Origin of the sequence: Mesorhizobium sp. M8A.F.Ca.ET.165.01.1.1, assembly GCF_004792065.1 — a bacterium.
Lineage (GTDB): Bacteria > Pseudomonadota > Alphaproteobacteria > Rhizobiales > Rhizobiaceae > Mesorhizobium.
Window position 1 is genome coordinate 555,835 of sequence record NZ_SRTH01000001.1, and the last position, 24,343, is coordinate 580,177.

At 64.0% G+C, this 24,343-nt stretch carries 18 protein-coding genes; 13 read left to right on the forward strand and 5 right to left on the reverse strand.

The window, feature by feature from the left end; translation table 11 throughout:
- Both flhB and EN808_RS02725 read left to right on the forward strand, forming a co-directional pair.
- Window positions 1–1,083: a flagellar biosynthesis protein FlhB gene (gene flhB, locus EN808_RS02720; protein WP_127275707.1), complete on the forward strand. Its 1,083-nt coding sequence runs from the start codon at window positions 1–3 to the stop codon at window positions 1,081–1,083.
- Complete coding sequence (locus tag EN808_RS02725; protein WP_127275706.1) at window positions 1,080–1,514, forward strand: hypothetical protein; 435 nt, start codon at window positions 1,080–1,082, stop codon at window positions 1,512–1,514. The genes flhB and EN808_RS02725 overlap by 4 nt, the downstream gene beginning before the upstream one ends.
- Here EN808_RS02725 and EN808_RS02730 read toward each other — a convergent pair.
- The 4 genes from EN808_RS02730 to EN808_RS02745 all read right to left on the reverse strand — a co-directional run bounded on the left by EN808_RS02730 (window position 1,504) and on the right by EN808_RS02745 (window position 5,160).
- Window positions 1,504–2,274, reverse strand: a complete 771-nt coding sequence (locus tag EN808_RS02730; RefSeq protein ID WP_127275705.1) for a helix-turn-helix transcriptional regulator — start codon at window positions 2,272–2,274, stop codon at window positions 1,504–1,506. The genes EN808_RS02725 and EN808_RS02730 overlap by 11 nt on opposite strands.
- Window positions 2,271–2,981, reverse strand: coding sequence for a helix-turn-helix transcriptional regulator (locus EN808_RS02735; protein ID WP_135915062.1), 711 nt, complete (start codon window positions 2,979–2,981; stop codon window positions 2,271–2,273). The genes EN808_RS02730 and EN808_RS02735 overlap by 4 nt, the downstream gene beginning before the upstream one ends.
- 470 nt (window positions 2,982–3,451) lie before the next feature.
- Entirely contained in the window at window positions 3,452–4,483 is a 1,032-nt protein-coding gene (locus tag EN808_RS02740) for a histone deacetylase family protein (RefSeq protein WP_135915063.1), read from the reverse strand.
- A 23-nt stretch (window positions 4,484–4,506) separates the two neighbouring features.
- On the reverse strand, window positions 4,507–5,160 hold the full coding sequence (locus tag EN808_RS02745; protein WP_127869864.1) for a TetR/AcrR family transcriptional regulator: 654 nt from the start codon (window positions 5,158–5,160) through the stop codon (window positions 4,507–4,509).
- A gap of 261 nt (window positions 5,161–5,421) precedes the next feature.
- Between EN808_RS02745 and EN808_RS02750 the strand changes: the two genes are divergently transcribed.
- The 8 genes from EN808_RS02750 to EN808_RS02790 all read left to right on the forward strand — a co-directional run bounded on the left by EN808_RS02750 (window position 5,422) and on the right by EN808_RS02790 (window position 16,237).
- Window positions 5,422–7,101, forward strand: coding sequence for an amidohydrolase (locus EN808_RS02750; RefSeq protein ID WP_135915064.1), 1,680 nt, complete (start codon window positions 5,422–5,424; stop codon window positions 7,099–7,101).
- A gap of 139 nt (window positions 7,102–7,240) precedes the next feature.
- On the forward strand, window positions 7,241–8,335 hold the full coding sequence (locus tag EN808_RS02755; RefSeq protein WP_127869862.1) for an ABC transporter ATP-binding protein: 1,095 nt from the start codon (window positions 7,241–7,243) through the stop codon (window positions 8,333–8,335).
- A complete protein-coding gene (locus EN808_RS02760; RefSeq protein WP_127869861.1) occupies window positions 8,335–9,255 on the forward strand; it encodes an ABC transporter permease in 921 nt (306 codons plus the stop codon). The genes EN808_RS02755 and EN808_RS02760 overlap by 1 nt, the downstream gene beginning before the upstream one ends.
- Window positions 9,248–10,048, forward strand: coding sequence for an ABC transporter permease (locus tag EN808_RS02765; protein ID WP_127275698.1), 801 nt, complete (start codon window positions 9,248–9,250; stop codon window positions 10,046–10,048). The genes EN808_RS02760 and EN808_RS02765 overlap by 8 nt, the downstream gene beginning before the upstream one ends.
- A 22-nt stretch (window positions 10,049–10,070) precedes the next feature.
- The gene (locus EN808_RS02770; protein WP_127275697.1) at window positions 10,071–11,105 is read left to right on the forward strand and encodes an extracellular solute-binding protein; all 1,035 of its coding nucleotides are present in this window, start codon (window positions 10,071–10,073) and stop codon (window positions 11,103–11,105) included.
- Window positions 11,106–11,168: 63 nt separating this feature from the next.
- Window positions 11,169–12,365, forward strand: a complete 1,197-nt coding sequence (locus EN808_RS02775; protein ID WP_135915065.1) for a serine hydrolase — start codon at window positions 11,169–11,171, stop codon at window positions 12,363–12,365.
- A 33-nt stretch (window positions 12,366–12,398) separates the two neighbouring features.
- Entirely contained in the window at window positions 12,399–13,580 is a 1,182-nt protein-coding gene (locus EN808_RS02780) for a serine hydrolase (protein WP_135915066.1), read from the forward strand.
- 332 nt (window positions 13,581–13,912) lie between these two features.
- Window positions 13,913–16,237: a Tex family protein gene (locus tag EN808_RS02790; RefSeq protein ID WP_135915067.1), complete on the forward strand. Its 2,325-nt coding sequence runs from the start codon at window positions 13,913–13,915 to the stop codon at window positions 16,235–16,237.
- Here the strand turns inward: EN808_RS02790 and EN808_RS02795 are convergent, their stop codons facing one another.
- Window positions 16,238–17,149 carry a LysR family transcriptional regulator gene (locus tag EN808_RS02795; RefSeq protein ID WP_135915068.1) on the reverse strand — a complete coding sequence of 304 codons (912 nt, stop codon included), beginning with the start codon at window positions 17,147–17,149 and terminating at the stop codon, window positions 16,238–16,240.
- A 102-nt stretch (window positions 17,150–17,251) separates the two neighbouring features.
- On the opposite strand from EN808_RS02795, the gene EN808_RS02800 reads away from it, so the two are divergent.
- From EN808_RS02800 to EN808_RS02810, 3 genes are all read left to right on the forward strand, one after another.
- Complete coding sequence (locus EN808_RS02800; protein ID WP_135915069.1) at window positions 17,252–18,448, forward strand: acyl-CoA dehydrogenase; 1,197 nt, start codon at window positions 17,252–17,254, stop codon at window positions 18,446–18,448.
- 114 nt (window positions 18,449–18,562) lie between these two features.
- Window positions 18,563–21,922 carry a transglutaminase family protein gene (locus EN808_RS02805; RefSeq protein WP_135915070.1) on the forward strand — a complete coding sequence of 1,120 codons (3,360 nt, stop codon included), beginning with the start codon at window positions 18,563–18,565 and terminating at the stop codon, window positions 21,920–21,922.
- 6 nt (window positions 21,923–21,928) lie between these two features.
- Window positions 21,929–24,340 (forward strand): circularly permuted type 2 ATP-grasp protein, encoded by a 2,412-nt coding sequence (locus tag EN808_RS02810; protein WP_135915071.1) that lies wholly within the window; start codon window positions 21,929–21,931, stop codon window positions 24,338–24,340.
- Window positions 24,341–24,343: the final 3 nt, after the last annotated feature.

Here is a 24,343-nt window from a genome sequence, read left to right on the forward strand (position 1 = left end):
ATGTCCGACGCCGTCGACAAGGATTCGAAAACCGAAGAGGCGACGGAAAAGAAGATCCGCGACACCATCGAACAGGGCAAGTTGCCCCATTCGAGGGAAACCGCGATCCTGGCCTCCTTTGTCGCCATACTGGTGTTTACCGTCTTCTATGCCAAGGACGCCATCGTCGAGCTCGGCATGTTCCTGTCGATGTTTCTCGAGAAGCCCGAGGCCTGGCCGATGGACACCGAGACCGATGTCATCGACCTCTACAAGATCGTGATGCTGGAAGTCGGCCGCGCCGTGCTCAGCCTGCTGGTGCTGCTGACCGTTGCCGGCATCGGCGCCTCGGTGCTGCAGAACATCCCGCAATTCGTCGGTGAGCGGATCAGGCCGCAGATGTCACGCATCTCGATCGTCAAGGGCTGGAACCGGATGTTCGGCGCCCAGGGCTGGGTCGAATTCCTGAAGTCCCTTGCAAAAGTCGGTTTTGCCATCGCCGTGCTCGCCTTCACGCTGTCGGAGGATCACCGCAAGCTGCTTGCCGGGATGATCACCAATCCGGTCGCTTTCGGCCTCGTCATCCGCGGCATCGCCGTCGACATACTGGTGGCGATCGTCTTCGTCATGGGACTGATCGCGGCGGTCGACATCGTCTGGTCGCGCTTCCACTGGAGGCAGGACCTGCGCATGAGCAAGCAGGAGGTCAAGGACGAGTTCAAGCAGTCAGAGGGCGACCCGATCGTCAAGTCGCGGCTGCGTTCATTGGCCCGCGACCGGGCGCGCAAGCGGATGATGACGGCAGTGCCGCGCGCGACGCTTGTCATCGCCAACCCGACCCACTTCTCGATCGCGCTGAAATATGTGCGCGACGAGGATTCGGCGCCGCTGGTGGTGGCGAAGGGGCAGGATCTCGTGGCGCTCAAAATTCGCGAAATCGCCAAGGAACATAACATCCCGATCTTCGAGGACGTGGCGCTCGCCCGCTCCATGTACAAGCAAGTTTCGGTCGATAATGTGATCCCGTCGCAATTCTACCAGGCCGTCGCCGAACTGGTGCGGATCGTCTACTCGAAAAAGGCTGAGCGCAGACAGATTTCATGAACCGCCAACCGCACGCAAAATCCCGCGAGATCATCGTCGCCAGCGCCATCGAACAGGTGGTGGTGGAACTCAGACTGATCGACGTCGCCGACTATATCGCCTTCATCCGGCTGGAGCATTTCGCCTGCCTGTCGGATCTGGTCGATTCAGCGGCGGAGCTGTTCTTCATGCCGGGTACGCTGAGGCTCGGCCATGGCGGCGAAGCGCATGTCGACTGGAGCGGCAGCCCGCGCATCGTGCTCGACCTGGAGCTCAGGCCACCCGGCGTGACCGTCTATTTCCAGCTGACGCTGAGCGAGACCGGCAACACGGTCGTGGTCAACTACGTGTCGTTTGAAAAACCGGGCGAAGACCCCCAGCATAATACGGCGCTGCTGGAGGCTGTGATTGAACAGGCCCGCATCCGCAAGGTCGAAGCTCTTACTCGATAAGCCCCAGCCGCAGCGCCTTGGCGACCGCCTGGTTGCGGTTGACGGCATTGAGCTTCTGGGTCGACTGGGTGAGGTATTGGTTGGCGGTATGCACCGATAGTTTCAGCAGCCGCGCGATCTCCTCGCTGGTGTTGCCGTTGGCGGTCAGCTTCAGGCATTCGAGCTCGCGCTTGGAGATCGAGCGCATTCTTCCGGCATCGCCCGGACGCATGCGCGCGACGGCGGCGAACAGCGAGAAGCAGCGAGCGTGGATTTCGTAGAGCGCATCCTGCGGCAGCGCGATCTCCGATCCCAGGAAGACGACGAGCCCGCATTGGCCGCGATCGGCATGGACGGGAAAGGCAATGCCGCTCGATCCGGGTGTCAGCGGCGCCATCTGTCCGGTCCAGGCGAGACTGCCGAACATGCCGGCCATGGCCGCCACGCCATCATCCGTCCACCAGCGCGGCTCGGTCGAAATCCGGCTATGGCGCACGATCTCCTCGCCATTGGCGCCCGAAATGAACTTCGTCGCCACCGCGGTGCCGGGATAATCGGAATCAAAGCACGGGACCAGCCGGGCGCGCTCGGGCGACGGGCTGACGAAGAACAGGCCGAAGGCCGAGGCGTTGATGTCGACTGATATCCAGCGGCAGCGGCGCACCGCATCGGGAATGGTGACGGCGTGATGCGTTTCGGAGCCAAGCGAGAAGGCGCCGAAAGGGCTGCGCTGCTCGTTGAAAAGGGCTTCCGCGGCGTCCTTGATGTCGGCGTGTTTCAAATGATGCCACTCCTGATCGCCGTGGCGATGGCCATCGCACGGTTCGAGGCCGCGAATTTCTGGATGGCGTGGGTGATGTAGCTGTTGACAGTGTTGGAGGAGACGCCAAGGATGACCGCCACCTCGTCGGTGGTCTTGCCTTCCGAAACCCAGAACAGGCATTCGCGCTCGCGGTCCGACAGCGGATCCTGCATGGCGGCGGCGGCGATCAACTGCGGAATATGCGAGAGCGCGTAGCAGCATTTCAGCTGCGCCCTCATCAGCGCCGGCTGGTCGATCCGGCCGGCGGCCGCCGCCGAGAACAAGGCGAACAGGCGCTGACGGCCGACATTCAGCCGCAGTGAATAGATCTCGGCATGGCCGAGCACGTCGAGGAGCCGGGCTTCTTCGCCCGAGACCAGCCCGTCGGCCTCCGGCGCCTGGGCCGCCACCAGCGGTGTCGGACGGATACCGGGTGTCGTGGTGAGCGGTCCCTGGGCAAGGCCGGCGATCAGCCGCTTGCCGATCAGCTCGATGACGTCGAAGATCCAGTTCGAGGAGACGATACGCGCATCGTTGCGGTCCTGGTCATGGACGATGGCGACCAGCATGTAGCTGTCGGCGCCGATCTCGGCGGTCAGCTCCATGAAGAAGCTGGTGAGATCACCGCGCGACGTCAGGCGCGAGCCTAATGTGTCGGATTGAAGAGGCGCGGCGGGACTGCTCATCTGCTGCTTTTGGCCGGAATCGGTTCTGATGTCCGGTTGCTGGAGAGCCAGCCGCCGAACTCGAAAACGCGTTACTTTTACGAGACACACACGAGGCGCGGGGCCGCGCCCAACCAGACGGAATCCATTCAGGGAACGCGAAGACGTCCGCGTCTGGCGCCGGAAAAATCCGGAACGTGAGACTTTGGGTGGTCGCCGCGCCCCCCGAGGACCGGCTGATTCGGGTCTAATCTACCCGCAGATGAATCTGACATCAAACGCGATTTGACAAAATCGAATCTGGGGGACTCTGCCTGCGACTCAGCGGCCGGTTTCCGTGCCTTTCCATGGCGGGAACGTCGAGCCGCACGGGCCGGCCATGGCGTTTGCGATGGCCTCATGGGGTGCCGGTGGATGCAAAAAAGGGCGGCTGACGCCACCCTTCCTTTGTCCGTCTTCCGCGCAGCCGGCTGCGTTCCCTGGACGACGATCTACCGGTCCTCGAAGCCGGTCAGCACGCCGACGGCATTGATGCCGATCTCCTCGACGGCATAGCCGCCTTCCTGGACGAACAGCGTCGGCAGGCCGAGCTTGGCGATGCGCCGGCCGATCTTGGGATAGTCTGATGTCTTCAGCTTGAACTGGCTGATCGGGTCCTTCTCGAAAGTGTCGACGCCGAGCGAGACGACGACGATGTCGGGCGCGTAGGCGGCGAGCCTGGCGCAGGCGTCTTCCAGTGAGACGTTCCAGGCGTCCCAGCCGGTGCCGAACGGCATGGGATAGTTGATATTGAAGCCTTCGCCGGCGCCGGCGCCACGCTCGTCGGCATGGCCGAGGAAGAACGGGTACTCGACCATCGGATCGCCGTGCAGGTTGATCACCTGCACGTCGGCGCGGTCATAGAAGATCTCCTGCGTCCCGTTGCCGTGGTGATAGTCGACGTCGAGGATCGAGACGCGTTTGGCGCCCTGGTCGCGGAACCATTGCGCGGCGACCGCCGCGTTGTTGATGTAGCAGTAGCCGCCCATGAAGCCGGCCCCGGCATGGTGGCCGGGCGGTCGGCAGAGCGCAAAGGCCGCTCTCTCGCCGTCCTTGACCAGGCCGGCGGCGGTCCGCGCCACGTCATAGGATGATTTGATCGCGGCCCAGGTGCCCTCGACGAAGGTGGCGCCGCCGTCGAAGGAATAATAGCCGAGCAGGGCGTCGATGCGCTTGGGCGGCACGTCGCCACGCAGGCCGCGCGTCGGCCAGGTGAAGGGCATCGCCGTACCCGTGTGGCCCTCGGCGATCCATTGCGGCCAGACGGTCGGCAGGAAGTCGATATAGTCTGACCTGTGGACGCGCTTGGCCGCGGAAAGGTCGTGCTCGACCGGTGCGATGATCGCGCCGAGCTTCTCGCTTTCGACCCGCGCCTTGATGAACTCCGCCCGCGAGGGCTTCTCGAAGCCGGGCACGATGGCTGAAGTAACCAGTTCCATCTGGCCGGCATGGCCGGCGTGAAGCGGCGAATAGACAGTCTTCATGAAATTCCTCTCGAAGTACAAAATCAGCCAAGATTGAGATAGGGGCTCAGCAGAGCGAGCCACATGGTTTCGACATCGTCCTCGATGAGGTCGAATGTCCTGCGGTCCTTCTTCAGCCCCACGAGCCGGCAGGCATGCCCGACCTCCATCATCACAACGCCGAGCCGGCTGGCGATCTTGCCTTCGAGCGCCGGATTCACATGCTGGAGCCATGCGGCATAGAGGGCGATGATCTGGTCGTCATATTCGTTCTGGATCGGCCGCAGGTCGGCATTGCCCGAAATGGCCTCGATCACCGGCATCAGGGTGGCGTTTTCGAGGTAGAGCTTCGAGGTGTCGATGAAGAGCTTGCGCACTTCACGCCGAAACTCTTCCCGGTTGGTCGGCGGGGCGACCTTGATGCGCCGCGCGATCACTTCGGGAAAGGATGACAGCCAGCGCCTGGCGAGGTCCAGAAGAATGGCTTCCTTGTTGGGAAAGTACTGGTAGACCGAACCGACCGACAGGCCGGCGCGCTGCGCGATGGCGAGCGTCGTCGGCGTCTTGGTTCCTTGCTCCCGCGTCAGGATCAGCGCGGCGTCGAGAATCCTGTCGACCACCTTGCTGGACCGTTGTTGCCGCGGCTGCTTGCGCGGTTCAAGCGCTATCCTGGTTTTGCGGTCGAGACTGCGCTTCACTGCTTGATGCCCTCGTTCCCAGCCTGGTCCCAACACAGGCGGAGCGTGCTGTCCACAATACATTCTAAATCCGGCATGTTGACAAACGCGAATAATCAGTCGCATTCTTTTATCCACACTGTCTCTCGGGATAACAAGGGGAATCTCGAAGACAGCGCGCCGGCATCATTCGTTGTCCGATAGCCCACGCTCCGTGGTGTGGCGGGTCGTTGGGCACGAGCTTTGCCGGTCTCAGTCAGTCGTCAAAAGCGCGGAGTCGCGATGTCGGTCACGGGTGCGGGTCATAGTGCGGATCTGATTGTCCTCAACGGTCGTGTGCTGACCATGGACAATGACAATCCCGCCGCCGAAGCCGTTGCCGTCAAGGACGGCGCCATCATCGCCATCGGCAGCAGCACCTCCATCGAAGAGTTCAAGGGACCGGCTACCAAGGTCATCGATGCGCATGGCGGATCAGTCCTGCCCGGCTTCATCGAAGCCCACATGCATCTGTTTTCCGGCGCCGCCGAGCTCGCCCATCTGCAACTGGCTGGCGTGCATGGGTTCGAGGCGCTGCAGAAGGCGATCCGCGACTATGCAGCGACGCATCCCGACGCGCGGATGCTGGTTGGGCAGAGCGTCGACTACACCGTGCTCGACGACGAGCGGGTGACGCGCCACCATCTCGACGCGATCCTGCCGGACCGGCCTTTCGTCATGGCCGCCCCCGACCACCATACGATGTGGGCCAACACCAAGGCGCTTGAACTGGCCGGCATCCTCAATGGGCGCACGCTTGGGCCGGGCAATGAAATCGTCATGGGCGACGATGGCCTGGCAGCGGGCGAATTGCGCGAAGGCGAGGCCTTCGGCCCGGTTCTCGACCTCGCCGGCGAAGGCCGCGTGCGGCTGGGCCTGGCGACCGGCGGCGAGCCCGACCCGATGCCGTCGGCGGAAGAACGGGCTTTCGACCGCGACATCATGCGGCGCGGGCTTGCCTGGTGCGCGCGCCACGGCATCACCTCGATCCAGAACATGGACGGCAACCTCTACCAGCTCGAACTGCTGGCCGAGATCGAGGCCGAGGAAGGCCTGCCATGCCGCGTGCGGATGCCTTTCCACTACAAGAATTTCATGACGCTCGACATGCTCGGCAAGGCCTCCGTCATGGCCGAACGCTACGACAGCGAGTGGCTGTCATCGGGCATGGTCAAGGTGTTCTACGACGGAGTGCTCGATTCCTGGACGGCGGTCATGATCGAGCCTTATGCCGATCGGCCCGACTGGGTCGGCGAGCCATTGTTCACGCCGCAGCAGTTCATCGATCTGGCAGTCGCCATCGACAGGCGCGGGCTGCAGATCGCGGTGCACTCGATCGGTGACGGCGCGGTGCGCGCCGTGCTCGACGGCTACGAGGCGGCGCAGAAGGCCAATGGCAAGCGTGACAGCCGGCATCGCGTCGAACATATCGAGGTTGCCACCACCGCGGACGTACCACGTTTTGCCGAACTCGGCGTCATCGCTTCCATGCAGCCGCCGCATCCGCCCGGCGCCATGGATTTCCCGCTGGAGCCGACCGTATCGCGCATCGGGCCGGCCCGCTGGCCGCTCAGCTATGCCTGGCGGACGTTGAAGGATGCCGGCGCCCATGTCGTGTTCGCGTCGGACTGGCCGGTATCGCCGATCGATCCGATCCTGGGCATCAAGGCGGCAGTGCTGCGCAAACCGTGGGCAGAAAACGATCCCGACCAGAGCTTCTCGCTGCATGAATCGATCGCCGCCTACACGGTCGAGGGCGCCTACGCGGAATTCGCCGAGCATCGCAAGGGCATGCTGAAATCAGGCTACATGGCGGATCTGGTGGTGTTGTCGGCCGATATCGAGAAGACGGCGCCAGCCGATCTGCACAAGCTGCGGCCGGTGACGACGATCTGCGGCGGCAAGATCACCTATCAGGCCTGACAATGGCATGAGGCTTGCTGTCTAAGGACTGACTGAACTGTGATTCAATGCCGGGCTTGCCATCCTTCCGGCCATGTGGTCACATCCAACAGGGGACAAACTCCGCCAGCAAGAGCGGGGTCAACAGTGAGGCGTAATCGTGCCGGACAAACCGGATCGGAATGCGATTGAAGTAGTAAACGTCAGCAAAATTTTCGGATCGGGTGAAGGGCAGGTCGCTGCCCTCGACAAGGTCTCGGTGTCCATCCGCGAAAACGAGTTCTTCACGCTGCTGGGACCGTCCGGCTGCGGCAAGACCACCTTGCTGCGGCTGATTGCCGGCTTCGACTTTCCAACCGCCGGCGAGATCCTGCTCTACGGCCAGGACATCGCGCCATTGCCGCCCTTCAAGCGGCCGGTCAACACCGTCTTCCAGTCCTACGCGCTGTTCCCGCACATGACGGTCGCCGACAATATCGGCTTTGGCCTTGAAATGCTGGGCAAGCCGAGGGCCGAGATCAAGGCGCGCGTCGCCGAGATGTTGAAGCTGGTCAAGATGGAAGCGCTGGCCGGTCGTCGCACCGGCCAGATTTCCGGCGGCCAGCAGCAGCGCGTGGCGCTGGCCCGGGCGCTGGCGCCGCAGCCGAAGGTGCTGTTGCTCGACGAACCACTCTCGGCGCTCGACTACAAGCTGCGCAAGGAGATGCAGATCGAGCTGAAGCGGCTGCAGCACGAGACCGGCATCACCTTCATCTTCGTCACCCACGACCAGGAAGAAGCGTTGACCATGTCGGACCGCATCGCGGTGATGTCGTCGGGCAAGATCCTGCAGGTCGGCTCGCCTTGGGACATCTACGACAAGCCGGCGGAACGCTTCGTGGCCGACTTCATCGGCGAAACCAATTTCCTCACCGCCGCCATCTCGGGCGTCGGCAGTGGCAAGGCGCGCGCGACGCTCAAATCCGGTACCACCATCGAGGCAACCGTTGCCGAAGGCTTTCAGCCGAAGGACAACGCCACCGTGGTGGTGAGGCCCGAGCATGCCAAGCTGACCAAGGACAAGGGCGACCTGTCGGGCACGGTCGAGAACATCGTCTATTTCGGCACCGACACGCATATTCATGTCCATCTCGACAGCGGCGAGGCCTTCACCGTGCGCCAGCAGAACACGCGCAGCGCCGGCTGCGGTTTCGAGCGCGGCGACAAGGTCGGCATCATCGTCGGCAACGACGCCGCGCAAGTGCTGAGGGACTGATGGCGACCGCGGAAGAAGTCGCCAAGGCAGCGGAACGGCGCGATGTCCGTGACCGCTGGCTTTTGTCAGCGCCGGCGCTGCTGGTCATCCTGTTTGCCGCCACCGGCCCGTTGCTGATCGTGCTGGTCTATTCGTTCCTGACGCCCGGCGCCTATGGCGACGTGAAATGGCTGTTCTCGGGCGATGCCTGGACGTCGGTATTCCTGGAACGCGATATTTTCGACGATACGCTATCGCTCGCGGCGGCGCATGTCACCATCTTCTGGCGCTCGATCAAGCTGGCGGTGGTGACGACGCTCGCCACCTTGGCGCTCGGTTTCCCGACCGCCTATTTCATGGCCACGCGTAGTGAGAAAACACGCGACCTCTGGCTGTTCCTGATCACCATCCCGTTCTGGACGAACCTGTTGATCCGGACCTTCGCCGTGCTGCAGATCATCCGCAACGAAGGCATCGTCAACACCATCCTTCTGAAGCTCGGCATCGTCTCGGCGCCGATCCAGATCCTCTATACCGACACGGCGATCCTGATCGGCATGGCCTATGTCTATCTGCCGCTGATGGTGCTGCCGATCTACGCCAGCATGGAGAAGCTCGACTTCCGGCTGGTCGAGGCGGGTTACGATCTCTACGCGACGCGCTTCAAGGTGCTGCGCAAGATCATTTTTCCGCTGGTCAAACCCGGCGTCATCGCCGGCTCGATCCTGGTCTTCATTCCGGCGCTCGGCGCCTATGTGACGCCGAGCGTCCTCGGCGGCGGCAAGAACATGATGCTGTCCAACCTGATCGAATTGCAGTTCGGACAGGGCCGCAACTGGCCGCTCGGCTCGGCCCTGTCGATCACGGTGATGATCATCGTCATGGCGGCGCTGCTTGCCTATGTGCGCAATGCCGGCAAGTCAGGGGTGCGGCATGGCTAGCAACTTCTCCATCAAGCACCAGCCGGGCTTCACCGCGATCGCGGCGACATGCTTCATCGTGCTCTACCTGCCGATTTTCGTGCTGGTGGTCTATGCCTTCAATGCGGCAAGCTCGACCTCGGAGTGGGGCGGCTTTTCGCTGAAATGGTTCCAGTCGGCATACCAGAACACGCAAGTCATCGATGCGACGCTGCGCTCGTTCCAGATCGGCGCCATCGCGGCGGTGCTGTCGACCATCTTCGCCACCATGGCCGCGCTCGCCACCACGCGCACGGCGTCCTATCCCGGCCTTACCTTCAAATACGCGGCGATCAACCAGCCGCTGATGGTGCCCGAGATCGTCACCGGCGTGGCGCTGCTGATCTTCTTCTCGCGCATCAAGATCTTCACCGGCTATTCCGGCATCGGCTATCTGGTCGCCGCGCATACGGCGTTCTGCATTCCCTTTGCCTATCTGCCGATCCGGGCGCGGCTGGAGAACATGGACCTGACGCTGGAACGCGCCGCGGCAGATCTCTACGCCACGCCATGGAAGACCTTCCGCCGCATCACGCTGCCGCTTTTGTGGCCCGGCATCCTGGCCGGGCTGATGCTGGCCTTCGTCATCTCGCTCGACGACGTCGTCATCACCGAATTCGTCAAATCGGGCGGCCAGGACACGCTACCCACCTACATGCTCGGCCAGATCCGCCGCGGCATAACACCCGAGATCAACGCGATATCGACCGCTTTCCTGCTGCTTTCGGTCGCGATCGTCACGTTGTTTTTCTTCGTCAGCAGGAAACGAGACTGAACCTGAAATGGGAGTTAGAACGATGAACTGGAAGACAACGGCGAGCGCCATGGGGTTGGCGCTGCTCGCTTCGACGGGCCTTGCCCGCGCCGATGGCGTGCTCAACATCTACAATTGGGGCAACTACACCAGTCCCGACGTGATCAAGAAGTTCGAAGCTAAATACAACGTCAAGGTCACGATCACCGACTACGATTCCAACGATACGGCGCTGGCCAAGGTCCGCCAGGGCGGCACCGGCTTCGACATTGCCGTGCCATCGCAGACCTACGTGCCGATCTGGATCAAGGAGGGCCTCGTCCAGGAGACCGACCCGGGCCAGATGGAGAACGCCAAGAACATCGCGCCCGAATGGGCCAATCCCGACTTCGACCCCGGCCGTAAATACACTGTTCCGTGGGCCTGGGGCACGATCGGCGTCGTCGTCAATACCGATGCCTACAAGGGCCCGGCCAACACCTGGGGCATCATCTTCAACACGCCTGACGAACTGAAGGGCAAGACCAACGTCGTGCCGGAGATGGGCGACGTGATGTTCGCCGCGATCAAGTATGTCGGCGGCCAGCAGTGCACCAACGACAAGGCGGTGCTGAAGAAGGTGCGTGATCTCCTGGTGGCGGCCAAGCCGAACTGGATCGCCATGGAATACAACACCATCGAGAAGATGGGCGCCGGCGACTTCAAGGCAACCAGCGACTGGAACGGCTCGGCGCTGCGCCAGCGCCTGGCCAATCCGGCCATCCACTTCAACTATCCGAAGGAAGGCTACGGCCTGTGGAGCGACAACGTCGTCGTCCTGAAGGAAGCCAAGAACGTCGAGAACGCCAAGCTGTTCCAGAACTTCATCATGGATCCGGAAAACGCGGCGGGCCTGTCGGCCTTCCACCGTTACGCCAATGCCATCACCGGTTCGGACAAGTATATGCCGGCCGACATGAAGGACGCTCCGGAAGTCGTCATCCCGGCAGACGCCAAGCCGCTTGGTGAACTGCAGCAGATGTGCGCGCCAGAGACGCAGGAGCTCTACACCAAGATCTGGACCGAACTGCAGAAGTAATCGCTGCATGACGAACCCGGCGGCGGATGCCGCCGGGCTTTTTCTTTCCGGGAATGGCCTTTCATGCACTCCTATCGCAACAGCGATCCGCGGCCGCCGATCATGCAGGGCTCGCCGCCCGCAATGGTGCCGCCGAAGCTCGATTGGGACAGGCCGCCATGGAACCGCTGGGCCTTCCAGCACATCAGGGAGATTCTGCCGACCGTTGAAGTCTGGCGCGGCACTGGTCACCGTCACCGTCTCGAACGCGCCGAGGTCGATCTCGACAGGTTGGCGGTCGAGGACAGCGGGGGCAGGCCTTCGACGCTCGCCGGCTTGCTAGACGAGACCTATACGGACGGCTTCCTGGTGCTCAAGCACGGCAGGATTGCCTATGAGCGCTATTTCAATGGCATGGACGAGCGTACGCTGCATCTGTCGCAGTCGATGGCCAAATCGGTCACCGGCTCGGTGTTCGGCATACTGGCCGGACGCGGCCTGATCGATCCGGCCAGGCCGGTCACCGATTATTTGCCGGAGCTTGGCGCCACCGGCTGGGCCGGCGCCAGCGTCCAGCATGTGCTGGACATGACCACCGGCGTGCGGTTCTCCGAGGAATATACCGACCGCTATTCCGACATCGGCCAGGTCGATGTCGCCACCGGCTGGAAGCCGGTGCCACCGGGCAGCGATCCGGATTTCCGCTGGCCCTCACACATGTTCGAGCTGATCCTGGGCTTGAAAGAGACGGTGCGCCCGCACGGCGCTCAGTTCGAATACCGCTCGATCGAGACGGATGTGCTCGCCTTCATCATGGAACGGGTGACCGGCAAGCGGCTGGCGCAACTGGTTTCCGAGGAACTCTGGCAAAAGCTCGGCGCCGACGAAAGCGCCTGCTTCACCGTCGACAGCGCCGGCTATGCGCTGGCCGATGGCGGCTTCAACGCGACGCTGCGCGACTACGCCCGCTTTGGCCAGTTGATCCTCGACAATGGCGGCGGCATCGTGCCTGCCGACTGGATCGAGGCGACGCGCACTGGCAAGTATGGTCCGGATTTCTCCGCCAGCCTGCCCGATGGCAGCTACCGCAACCAGTTCTGGATCGAGAATTCCAGGTCGCGGGCACTGATGTGCCGGGGTGTGTTCGGGCAGTTGATCCACATCGACTGGAACACCGGAATGGTGGTGGTGAAGCTGTCGACCTACCCGGATTTCAGCAACATGGCCTATTCCGTGGCAACGCTGAAGGCCGTGCACGCCATCGCCGCGGCGCTCGCCTGAACCTCAAGAAAGAAAAGACTGGGAGGAAACGCCATGACCGGCAAGACCGCGTTCGAGACCCGCTACGGCTTCCGCCGCAACGAGGTGCTGCTCGGCAACTGGCGCGAGAACCCGTTCAACCGCTGGTCATTCCAGAATCTCGGCGAACTGGTGCCGACGGCTCGCGTATCCGCGTCACCGGGCGTCGTCGAAGCTCCGGTGCGCGACTTGGCCGGCTTGCTCGGCGAAAAGGTTTCGATTGCCGGTGCGCCAGAGACGGTGGCCGCATTCCTCTTGCGCTCCAGCACCGACGCGCTGACGGTGATGAAAGGCGGCAAGGTCGTAGGCGACTGGTTCGCCCCGCATATGGATTTCGGCGCTCGCCACATCATCTTCTCGATCAGCAAATCGGTGACCGCCATCATCGCCGGCATACTGGAAGGCGAGGGGGTGTTCGACCCCAAGGCGCCGGTGACGCAATACGTCCCCGAAGCCGTCGGTTCAGCCTATGGTGATGCCAGCGCGCGGCATGTGCTCGACATGAGCGTCAGCCTCGATTTCGAGGAGGCCTATCTCGATCCGGAAAGCGCCTTTGCCCGCTATCGTCGCGCCACGCTGTGGAATCCCGGCGGCGGCACCGAAAGCCTGCGCGAATTCATCCTGACCCTGCAGCGGCTCGCCGAGCCGCATGGCCAGACCTTCCGCTACCGCTCGCCCAATTCCGACCTGCTCGGCCTGCTGTTGGAGCGGGCGTCGGGACAGCGCTTCCCCGATCTGATGCGCGAGAAACTGTGGCTGCCGCTCGGCGCCGTCAGCGAAGCCTCGATCGGCGTCGACATGGAAGGCACGGCACGCACCGCAGGCGGCATTTCGGTGACGCCGCGTGACCTGGCGCGCATCGGCGAGATGATGCGGCAAGGCGGCACGGCCAATGGCCGCCGCATCGTGCCCGAGGCCTGGGTGCGCGACACCACGGTCACCGGCGGCAGCTCGGAAGCCTGGCAGCGCGGTGCGATGCTGCCGTTGTTCCCGAAGGGCCGCTACCGCAACAAATGGTATCAGACCGGCTTCGAAAATGGCGCTTATTGCGGCATCGGCATCCATGGCCAGTGGCTTTATGTCGATCCCAGGACCGAAGTGGTGATCGCCAAGATGTCGTCGCAGCCGGAGCCGGTCGACGATCCGCTGGATGTCGAGATCGTCGCGTTCTTCGAGGCGCTGAGCCGGATGATTTGAGTTGGGGGTGGTGAGCCGGTTTATCAAACGGTAGCGCCGCCCCTCATCGCCCTGCCGGGCACTTCTCCCCGTATAGGGACGGGGAGAAGGAGCTGGCGGCAATGTCGGCTCACTTCTTGCGACGTTGGTGATTGGCGAAGCCAGTGAGACAGCCCCCTCTCCCCGTCACTATACGGGGAGAGGATGCCGGCAGGCAGGTGAGGGGCAACGCTGACGTTCGATAGCAGACATGCTTTCCTGTGGACCTCGCGCACCGGCGAAGCGCTCAGCAGTTGGCGATGTGAACGTCGGCGCCTATGGTCGCCGCTCTTTTCGAAAAGAGTGGGAATAACATGGCATCCGACATCAAGCGCATCGCAGCCATCATCGCAGCCGAAATCAAGGCGCGGCCCGAACAGGCGGCCGCAGCGATCGGACTGCTCGATGAGGGTGCGACGGTGCCGTTCGTGGCGCGCTACCGCAAGGAAGTGACCGGCGGGCTGGACGACACGCAGCTGCGCGACCTTGCCGAGCGGCTCGCCTATCTGCGCGAGCTCGATGCGCGCCGCGACACCATCCTTGGCTCGATCCGCGAACAGGGCAAGCTGACCGAAGAGCTTGAAACCAAGATCGCGGCGGCGGTCACCAAGGCGGAGCTGGAAGACATCTATCTCCCCTACAAGCCGAAGCGCCGCACCAAGGCCGAGATCGCCCGCGAGCGAGGCCTGGGGCCTTTGGCGGAGGCAATCCTCGCAGACCGCTCGCTGGTGCCCGCTGAGGTGGCGCTGGCGTATGTGACCGAGGAGGTGGCCGACGCCAAGGCGGCGCTCGAGGGCGCGCGCGACATCCTGTCGGAGCAGTTCGCGGAAAATGCCGATCTGGTCGGCAAGCTGCGGACCTACATGAAGGAGCGCGCCTTCCTGCGCGCCAGGGTGGTCGATGGCAAGCAGGAAGCCGGCGCGAAATTCTCGGACTATTTCGACCACGTCGAGCGATGGTCCACGGCGCCAAGCCACCGCGCGCTGGCCATGCTGCGCGGCCGCAACGAGGAAGTGCTGTCGCTGGACATCGAGGTCGACGCGGATGACACCTCGCCGGTGAAGCCGGTCGAGCGGATGATCGCCAACGCCTATGCCATCGGCGGCAGCCTGCCGGGCGACCGCTGGCTGATGGAGGTCGCCGGCTGGACCTGGCGGATAAAACTGTCGCTGCACCTGACGCTCGATCTGATGCGCGACCTGCGCGAACGGGCCGAGGAAGAGGCGATCCACGTCTTTGCCCGCAACCTGAAGGATCTGCTGCTGGCGGCACCCGCCGGCTCGCGGCCGACGATGGGGCTCGATCCCGGCATCCGCACCGGCGTCAAGGTGGCGGTGGTGGATGGCACCGGCAAGCTGGTGGCGACGACAACGGTCTATCCGTTCCCGCCGAGGAACGATGTGCGTGGCACGCAGGCCGAGCTTGCCGCGCTGATCCGCCAGCACAAGGTGGAACTGATCTCGATCGGCAACGGCACCGGCAGCAGAGAAACGGAAAAGCTGGTGGCCGACATGCTGTCCGACATGCCCGCGGGGGCAGGTCCGAAGCCGCTCAAGGTGATCGTCAGCGAGGCGGGTGCCTCGGTCTATTCGGCCTCGGCGGCGGCGGCGGCCGAGTTTCCCGGCCTCGACGTGTCGCTGCGCGGCGCGGTGTCGATCGCTCGGCGCTTGCAGGACCCGCTGGCCGAGCTGGTCAAGATCGAGCCGAAATCCATCGGTGTCGGCCAGTATCAGCACGATGTCGACCAGTACCGGCTCGGCCGCTCGCTGGAAGCGGTCGTGGAGGACGCCGTCAACGCGGTCGGCGTCGATCTCAACACCGCCTCGGCGCCGTTGCTGGCGCGCGTCTCGGGTCTCGGCGCGTCTCTCGCTGAAGCCATTGTCGCGCATCGCGACGCGACCGGACCATTCGCCAGCCGCAAGGAACTGCTCAAGGTGGCGCGGCTTGGACCGCGCGCGTTCGAACAGTCTGCCGGCTTCCTGCGCATTGCCAATGGCAGCGAGCCGCTCGATGCCTCGTCGGTGCATCCGGAAGCCTATGGCGTGGCCAAGAAGATCGTCGCCGCCTGCAGCCGCGACGTGCGTTCGCTGATGGGCGACAGCGCGGCGCTCAAGGCCCTCGACCCGCGCGTCTTCGTCGACGAGCGTTTCGGCCTGCCGACGGTGCGCGATATCCTGACGGAACTGGAAAAGCCCGGCCGCGACCCGCGCCCCGGCTTCAAGACCGCGACTTTCGCCGACGGCATCGACGACATCAAGGATCTGAAGCCCGGCATGCTCCTGGAAGGGACGGTGACCAACGTCGCGGCGTTTGGCGCCTTCGTCGATATAGGCGTCCACCAGGACGGGCTGGTGCATGTCTCGCAGCTTGCCGACCGTTTCATCAAGGACGCGCATGAGGTGGTCAAGGCCGGCGACGTGGTCAAGGTGCGCGTCGTCGATGTCGACATCAAGCGCAAGCGCATCGCGCTCTCCATGCGCCGGGATGGCGGTGAGGGCGGCGCATCGAAGGGCGGACCGCGCGACAACGGCGGCGGCAGGCCGGCGCCACGTTCGCCGGCGCCGCAGCGCCAGCCGGAGCGGCCGGCACAGCAAGGTGCGTTTGGCGCGGCGCTGGCGGACGCGCTGAAGCGGAAGTAGCTACCACGCCAGAACAGCCGGCTCCTTCTCGAGCCGGCCCAGCAGCCAGTCTCGAAAACTGGCAACCGGTGGATAGCCGCGCTTCTCGTGGGGAACGACGAGGTAATAGGCGCTGCGGCTCTGCATCGGCTGGCCGGGCGCTGGCACAAGCTGGCCGCGCTGTAATTCACCCTCGATAAGGAGCAGCGGCAACAGCGCCACGCCGAGCCCCGCCATGCAGGCCTGGGCGGCGGTGCCGAACTGTTCGAATTGCATTCCGGGTCCGGTCGGGGCGCTCAGGCCCTGATGCTCGAACCATTCCGTCCAGGCGCCGGGGCGTGTCGTCATGTGCAGGAGCGGCAAACGGCCGATGTCGGCCGGCGTGGCGATGGCGCGGCCGGCGAGGAATTCGGGCGACACCACCGGCGCCACCGTTTCGCGCACCAGAAGCGTCGAGTCGGCTTCCGGCCAGTCCGGCAGGCCGTAGTGGATGGCCGCATCCAGCCTCTCCCTGGCGAAGTCGAAGCGGCCGACACGGGTGGCGAAATTGATGGTTATGTCGGGATTGCTTTCGACGAAATCGGGGATCATCGGCATCAGCCAGCGCGTGCCGAAGGTCGGCAATATGGCCAGGTTCAGGATGCCGCTATGCTGATTGCTCATCAATCCGAGCGCCGCGTCGCGCAATTGGCCAAGCGCGGAACGCACCGTCTCGGCATAGATTTCGCCTGCCGTCGACAGGCGGACGTTGCGGCTGTCGCGCTCGAACAATCGGCGGCCGAACTGATCCTCCAACAGCCTTATCTGCCGGCTAACCGCACCCTGGGTCAAATCCAGCTCCTGGGCAGCGGCGGTGAAGGAGCCGAGCCGGGCCACCGCCTCGAAGGCGGCGAGGGCACTGATGTTGGGCAAAAGGCGGCGCTGGACACTCATGATCCATTCCTAACGCTCATTGATCGGTGAAGCAATTTCGTTTGATTTTCTCAAGCTACGGGCCGATAAGCCGGGCTTCACCCTTCGAAGGATCGAAAAGCCATGGCCGCCGACAAGAATGCATTCGTCTGGGAAGACCCCTTCCTGATCGAGGACCAGCTTTCGGAAGACGAGCGCATGGTGCGCGACGGCGCTGCCGCCTTTGCCGCCGACAAGCTCGCGCCGCGCATCGAGGAAGCGTATCTCAACGAGACTTTCGACACGGCGATCTTCCGCGAGATGGGCGAGGCCGGCCTGCTCGGCATCAACATCCCGGAGGAGTTCGGCGGCCTCGGCGCAAACTATGTCACCTATGGGCTGGTGGCGCGGGAAGTCGAACGCGTCGATTCCGGCTACCGCTCGATGATGTCGGTGCAGTCGTCGCTGGTGATGTATCCGATCTATGCCTATGGCTCGGATGAACAGCGCAAGAAATACCTGCCGAAGCTCGCCAGCGGCGAATGGATCGGCTGTTTCGGCCTGACCGAGCCGGATGCCGGCTCCGACCCCGGCGGCATGAAGACCCGCGCCGAAAAGACCGCCAGCGGCTACAAGCTGACCGGCTCCAAGATGTGGATTTCAAATGCGCCGGTCGCCGACGTGTTCGTCGTCTGGGCGAAGGTGAAGGGCGAGAACGGCAAGGACGAGATCCGCGGTTTCGTGCTGGAAAAGGGCATGAAGGGGCTTTCGGCGCCGAAGATCGGCGGCAAGCTGTCACTGCGGGCTTCGATTACCGGCGAAGTGGTGATGGAAGGCGTCGAGGTCGGCGAGGATGCACTGCTGCCCAACGCCAAGGGCCTCGGCGGACCGTTCGGTTGCCTCAACCGGGCCCGCTTCGGCATTTCCTGGGGCTCGATGGGGGCGGCGGAAGATTGCTGGCATCGCGCTCGCCAGTATGGCCTCGACCGCAAGCAGTTCGGCAAGCCTCTGGCCGGCACCCAGCTTTACCAGAAGAAGCTCGCCGACATGCAGACCGAGATCGCGCTTGGGCTGCAGGCATCCTTGCGCGTCGGGCGCCTGCTCGACGAGGGCAAGATGGCACCGGAGATGATCTCGATCGTCAAGCGCAACAATTGCGGCAAGGCGCTCGACATCGCCCGCCAGGCCCGCGACATGCATGGCGGCAACGGCATCCAGATCGGCTACCACGTCATGCGCCACGCGCAGAACCTCGAGACCGTCAACACCTATGAGGGCACGCATGACGTGCACGCGCTGATCCTTGGACGGGCGCAGACGGGGATACAGGCGTTCTTTTGAGCGACTTTAAGCCGGCAACGGGTTCTTTAATTTAGGTGCGCCGCAACATCCGCTTGGAGAATGGCGGCCAGATGTGTCAGGGTTCTGCAAGCTAAACGCCGATCCCGGGGCCCCATGGCAATTCTGGCAGCCGTCTACCACCTGACCCACTACAAATATGACCGGCCGGTGGTGCTCGGCCCTCAAATCATCAGGCTTCAGCCTGCACCGCATTCCCGCACCAAGGTGTTGAGCCATTCGCTGAAGGTCGAGCCGGCGAACCATTTCGTCAATCTGCAGCAGGACCCCTACGGCAATTTCCTCGCCCGGTTCGTCTTTCCCGAGCCGGTGACGGAGCTGAAGATCGAGGTCGACCTCGTCGCCGACATGACGGTCTACAATCCGTTCGACTTCTTCGTCGAACCGTCGGCGGAGGCGTTCCCGTTCGATTATCCCGAGGAAATCAGGGATGATCTCGCCATCTACCGGACGCCGGAGCCGGCGGGGCCGCTTCTCCAGGCTTTCCTGGAATCCGTCGACCGCAGTGCGCCCAACACGGTCAATTTCCTCGTCGACCTCAATGCAAGGCTGCAGCGCGAGATTGCCTATATCGTGCGCATGGAGACCGGCGTGTTCTCGCCGGAGGAAACGCTGGCCGCGGGCAAGGGCTCGTGCCGCGATTCGAGCTGGCTGCTGGTGCAGATCCTGCGCAATCTCGGCATCGCCGCGCGCTTCGTCTCGGGCTACCTGATCCAGCTCAAGCCCGACCTTGTCGCGCTGGATGGGCCGGCCGGCACATCGGTCGATTTCACCGATCTGCATGCCTGGTGCGAGGTCTATCTTCCCGGCGCCGGGTGGATCGGCTTCGACCCGACCTCCGGCCTGCTCACCGGCGAAAGCCATGTGCCGCTGGCCGCCACGCCGCATTTCCGCAATGCGGCACCAATTTCCGGCATGGCGAGCTTTGCCAATGTCGAGTTCGGCTTCGACATGCGGGTCGATCGCATCGCCGAACATCCGCGTATCACCAAGCCGTTCTCGGATGAAAGCTGGCAGGCGCTCGACGCGCTCGGCAACAAGGTCGATGCCGCGCTCGCGGCCGGGGATGTGCGGCTGACGATGGGCGGCGAACCGACCTTCGTCTCGATCGACGATTTCGAATCCGCCGAGTGGAACACGGCTGCCGTCGGGCCGACCAAGCGTGAAAAGGCCGATGCGCTGATCCGCCGGCTGCGCGAGCGCTTCGCGCCGGGCGGTTTTCTGCACTACGGCCAGGGCAAATGGTATCCCGGCGAAAGCCTGCCGCGCTGGACTTTTTCGCTCCACTGGCGCGCCGACGGCGAGCCGGTATGGAGCGACCCGTCGCTGATCGCGCGGGAGAAAAGCTCGGCCGATATCGGGCCGAAACAGGCCGAAAGCCTGCTGACGGCGATCGCCGGCGAGCTCGGCATCGATACCTCCATGGTCAGCGAAGCCTATGAGGACCCAGCCGAATGGCTGCTCAAGGAAGGCAAGCTGCCCGAGAATGTCGACCCGTCCAACTCCAAGCTGGAAGACCCGGAAGAGCGCAGCCGCATGGCGAAGGTGTTCGAGCGCGGGCTGACCAAGCCTTCGGGTTACGTGCTGCCGGTTCAGCGCTGGAACAGCCAGGCGTCCGGCCAGCGCTGGCGGTCGGAAAAATGGACGACGCGGCGCGGCCGGTTGTTCCTGGTGCCCGGCGATTCCCCGGTCGGCTATCGCCTGCCGTTGGGAACGTTGCCCTATGTGCCGCCGGCGCAATTCCCCTATATCGTGCCTGTCGATCCGTCGTTGCCGCGTGGCCCGCTGCCCGTGCGGGAAGCGATCTTGCCGATGGCCGCTCCGGCCGAACTGGAAGGCGCCGACGAAATGGCCCGCCGCCAGCAGGCGGTATCCTTCACCGCTGTCAGTGGTCAGCAGGACCGCGTCGAGCAGGAGATCACCGAGATCGGTGGCGCGGTGCGCACGGCACTTTCGGTCGAACCGCGTGACGGAAGGCTGTGCGTTTTCATGCCGCCGGTCGAGGCGCTGGAAGACTATCTCGAACTCGTGGCCGCTGCCGAGAACGCGGCAAAGGCGATTGGTCTGCCCGTGCATATCGAGGGCTACGGCCCGCCGCACGATCCGCGCCTCAATGTCATCCGCGTGGCACCCGATCCCGGCGTCATCGAGGTCAACATCCATCCCGCCTCGAATTGGCAGGATTGCGTGGCGACCACGACGGCGATCTACGAGGAGGCGCGGCAGACGCGGCTTGGCGCCGACAAGTTCATGATCGACGGCCGCCACACCGGTACCGGCGGCGGCAACCATGTCGTGGTCGGTGGCGCCACGCCCAATGACAGCCCGTTCCTGCGCCGGCCCGATCTGCTGAAAAGCCTGGTGCTGCAATGGCAGCGGCGTCCCTCGCTGTCCTATCTGTTCTCCGGCCTGTTCATCGGCCCGACCAGCCAGGCGCCGCGCTTCGACGAGGCGCGGCACGATTCGCTCTATGAACTCGAAATCGCGATGGCGCAGGTGCCGCATCCCGACCAGGGGGCCGCACCCTTGCCATGGCTGGTCGACCGCCTGTTCCGCAATCTGTTGACCGATGTCACCGGCAACACGCACCGCTCGGAAATCTGCATCGACAAGCTGTTCTCTCCGGATGGACCGACCGGCCGGCTTGGCCTTGTCGAATTCCGTGGATTCGAGATGCCCCCCAATGCGCGCATGTCTCTGGCGCAGCAATTGCTGGTCAGGGCGATCATCGCGCGCGCCTGGAAGAACCCGCTCGACGGGCGCTTCGTGCGCTGGGGCACTTCGCTGCATGACCGTTTCATGCTGCCGCACTATGTCTGGGCGGATTTTCTCGACGTGCTCGACGACCTCAAGCTCAACGGCTTCGAGTTTCGGCCCGAATGGTTCGACGCCCAGCTCGAATTCCGCTTTCCCTTCTGCGGCGAAGTCCAGCATGCCGGCATCAAACTGGAGCTCAGGCAAGCGCTGGAGCCGTGGCATGTGATGGGCGAGCAGGGCGCGATCGGCGGCACGGTGCGCTTCGTCGATTCCTCGGTCGAACGGCTGCAGGTCAAGACCGAAGGTCTCAATCCGGAGCGCCATGCGATCGTCTGCAACGGCCGCATCGTGCCGATGAGGGTTACCGACGACAGGGAGGTCGCGGTGGCGGGCGTGCGCTTCAAGGCCTGGCAGCCGGCCTCGGGGCTGCATCCCGCGCTGCCGGTCAACACACCGCTGGTGTTCGACATCTATGATCGCTGGTCCGGCAGGGCGGTTGGCGGCTGCGTCTACCATGTCGCGCATCCCGGTGGGCGCAACTACGACACGTTCCCGGTCAACGGCAACGAGGCGGAGGCACGGCGACTCGCCCGCTTCGAACCACGCGGTCATACGCCGTCCGGCTATGTGTTGCGCGAGGAACAGCCGGCGGAAGATTTCCCGATGACCCTTGACCTCAGGCGTCCACCAAGACTGTGATCTGACATGGCAAAGGGGAATCACAAAAGGGTACGCGGCAAGCCGCAGGCCCACAGCCTGCTGGAGCACTACCAGCCGATCGACGGCGTCGTCGACGAGATGGTCGACGCTTCGGGCAATCCCCGTCCGGTCTGGAAGCATTTTGTCGAGGCGCTGGACGAACTCGGAGCCGAAAAGCTCGGCCAGCGCTTCGCCCGCGCCGACCAGTATCTGCGTGATGCCGGTGTCTACTACCGCGTCTATGACAAGGCGGGTGCCAACGAGCGCGAATGGCCGCTGGCGCATATTCCCCTGCTCATCGAGGACAGCGAGTGGCAGGCGATCAGCGCCGGCCTGGTGCAGCGCGCCGACCTGTTCGAGGAAATTGTCGCCGATATCCATGGACAGAACCGGCTGGTCGACAAAGGCATCCTGCCGGCAGGGCTGATCGCGGCGAGCCCCGAATATTTGCGACCCGTGGTTGGCACCACGCCGGCGGGGGGGCATTTCCTGCACTTCTGCGCCTTCGAACTCGGCCGGGGCCCTGACGGCCGCTGGTGGGTGCTGGGCGACCGCACCCAGGCGCCTTCAGGCGCCGGTTTCGCGCTGGAGAACCGCGTCGCCACCACGCGCGCCTTGTCCGACATCTATGGCGAGATGCATGTGCACCGGCTCGCCGGCTTCTTCCGTCGCTTCCGCGATGCGCTGATCGGCATGGCAAAGGAGAGCGACGGCCGCGTCGCCATCCTGACGCCGGGCCCCCTCAACGAAACCTACTACGAACACGCCTATATCGCCCGCTACCTCGGCATCATGCTGCTCGAAGGCGAGGATCTGACCGTTTCCGGCGGCAGGCTGATGGTGCGCACCGTGTCCGGCCTGATGCCGATCAGCGTGCTGTGGCGGCGGCTCGACGCCGCCTTCGCCGATCCGCTCGAACTGCGCCCGGATTCGCAGATCGGCACGCCGGGCCTGGTCGAAGCGATCCGGCAAGGCACGGTGTCCACCGTCAATGCGCTTGGCTCTGGCCTGATGGAGACGCGTGCGCTGCTTGCCTTCCTGCCCAAGATCGCGCGCGAATTGTGGGGCGAGGAGCTGCTTTTGCCCAGTGTGGCGACATGGTGGTGCGGGCAGGAGACGGAGCGCGCCCATGTGCTCGCCAATATCGATCGCATGGTGGTCGGCCCGGCGCTGTCGACAAGACTTGCCTTTGAGGATGACGGACAGACAAAGCTCGGCTCGGCGCTGTCGGTCGGGGAACGGGCGGAGCTGGTGGCGCGCATCGAACGCGATGGCGAGGCCTTCGTTGGCCAGGAAGCGGTGACGCTTTCGACGACGCCCGTCTATGTCGGCGGCTGGCTGGAGCCCCGGCCGGCGAGCCTGCGCGTCTATCTGGCGCGCACGCCCGAGGGCTGGACGGTTATGCCGGGCGGTTTCGCCCGTGTCGGCCTGTCGCTCGACCCGACGGCGATCGCCATGCAGCGCGGCGGCCAGGCGGCCGATGTCTGGGTGGTCAGTGACAAACCGGTCGAGCGCGAGACGCTGCTGCCGCAAGAGGGTGACAGCTTCAACCGCACCAAGCCGGGCAGCCTGCCCAGCCGCGCGGCGGAAAACCTGACCTGGCTCGGCCGCTACATCGAACGTTCGGAAGACACCGTGCGCATCCTGCGCGCCTATCATGTGCGGCTCGCCGAAACATCCGATCCCGATATGCCGCTGTTGGCCGACATCAGGGACTATCTCGAACCGTTCGGCATCGATGTCGAGACGGCGATCCCGTCAGGATTGATCGGTACGCTCGACAGCGCCGTCTACAGCGCCGGCCAGATCCGCGATCGTTTCTCGCCGGATGGCTGGCTGGCGCTCAAGGATTTGTCGAAGACCATCCATCAGTTCGCTACCACCGTGGCGCCCGGCGACGACGCGACGCGGGCCATGACCGTCATCCTGCGCAAGCTTGCCGGATTCTCAGGCCTTTTGCATGAGAACATGTACCGGTTCGCGGGCTGGCGCTTCCTCGAGATCGGCCGGCGGCTGGAGCGCGGCATCCAGATCGCCGGCACGCTGGCCCGACTGACCGGCAGCAAGGCGCCGGATGGCGCGCTGGATATGATGCTGGAGATCGGCGACAGCGTCATGACCCATCGCCGGCAATATCCGGTGCAGGCCGGCCGGCGCACGGTGATCGATCTCCTGGCGCTCGATCCGCTCAATCCACGCTCCATCCTGTTCCAGTTGGAAAGGCTGAAGGCCGAGATCGGGCTGTTGCCGACGACAGGCGGCGAGGGGCATATGTCGGCAGCGGCCAAGGAGATCCTGCAGCTCAACACGGCCATCGCCATCAAGGAACCGGCTGACATGACGACGAAGGCGCTGAACGAACTCGCCAGCGAAATCGGCGGCCTCTACAACAGCCTCGCCAGAGCCTATTTCGGCTAGAAA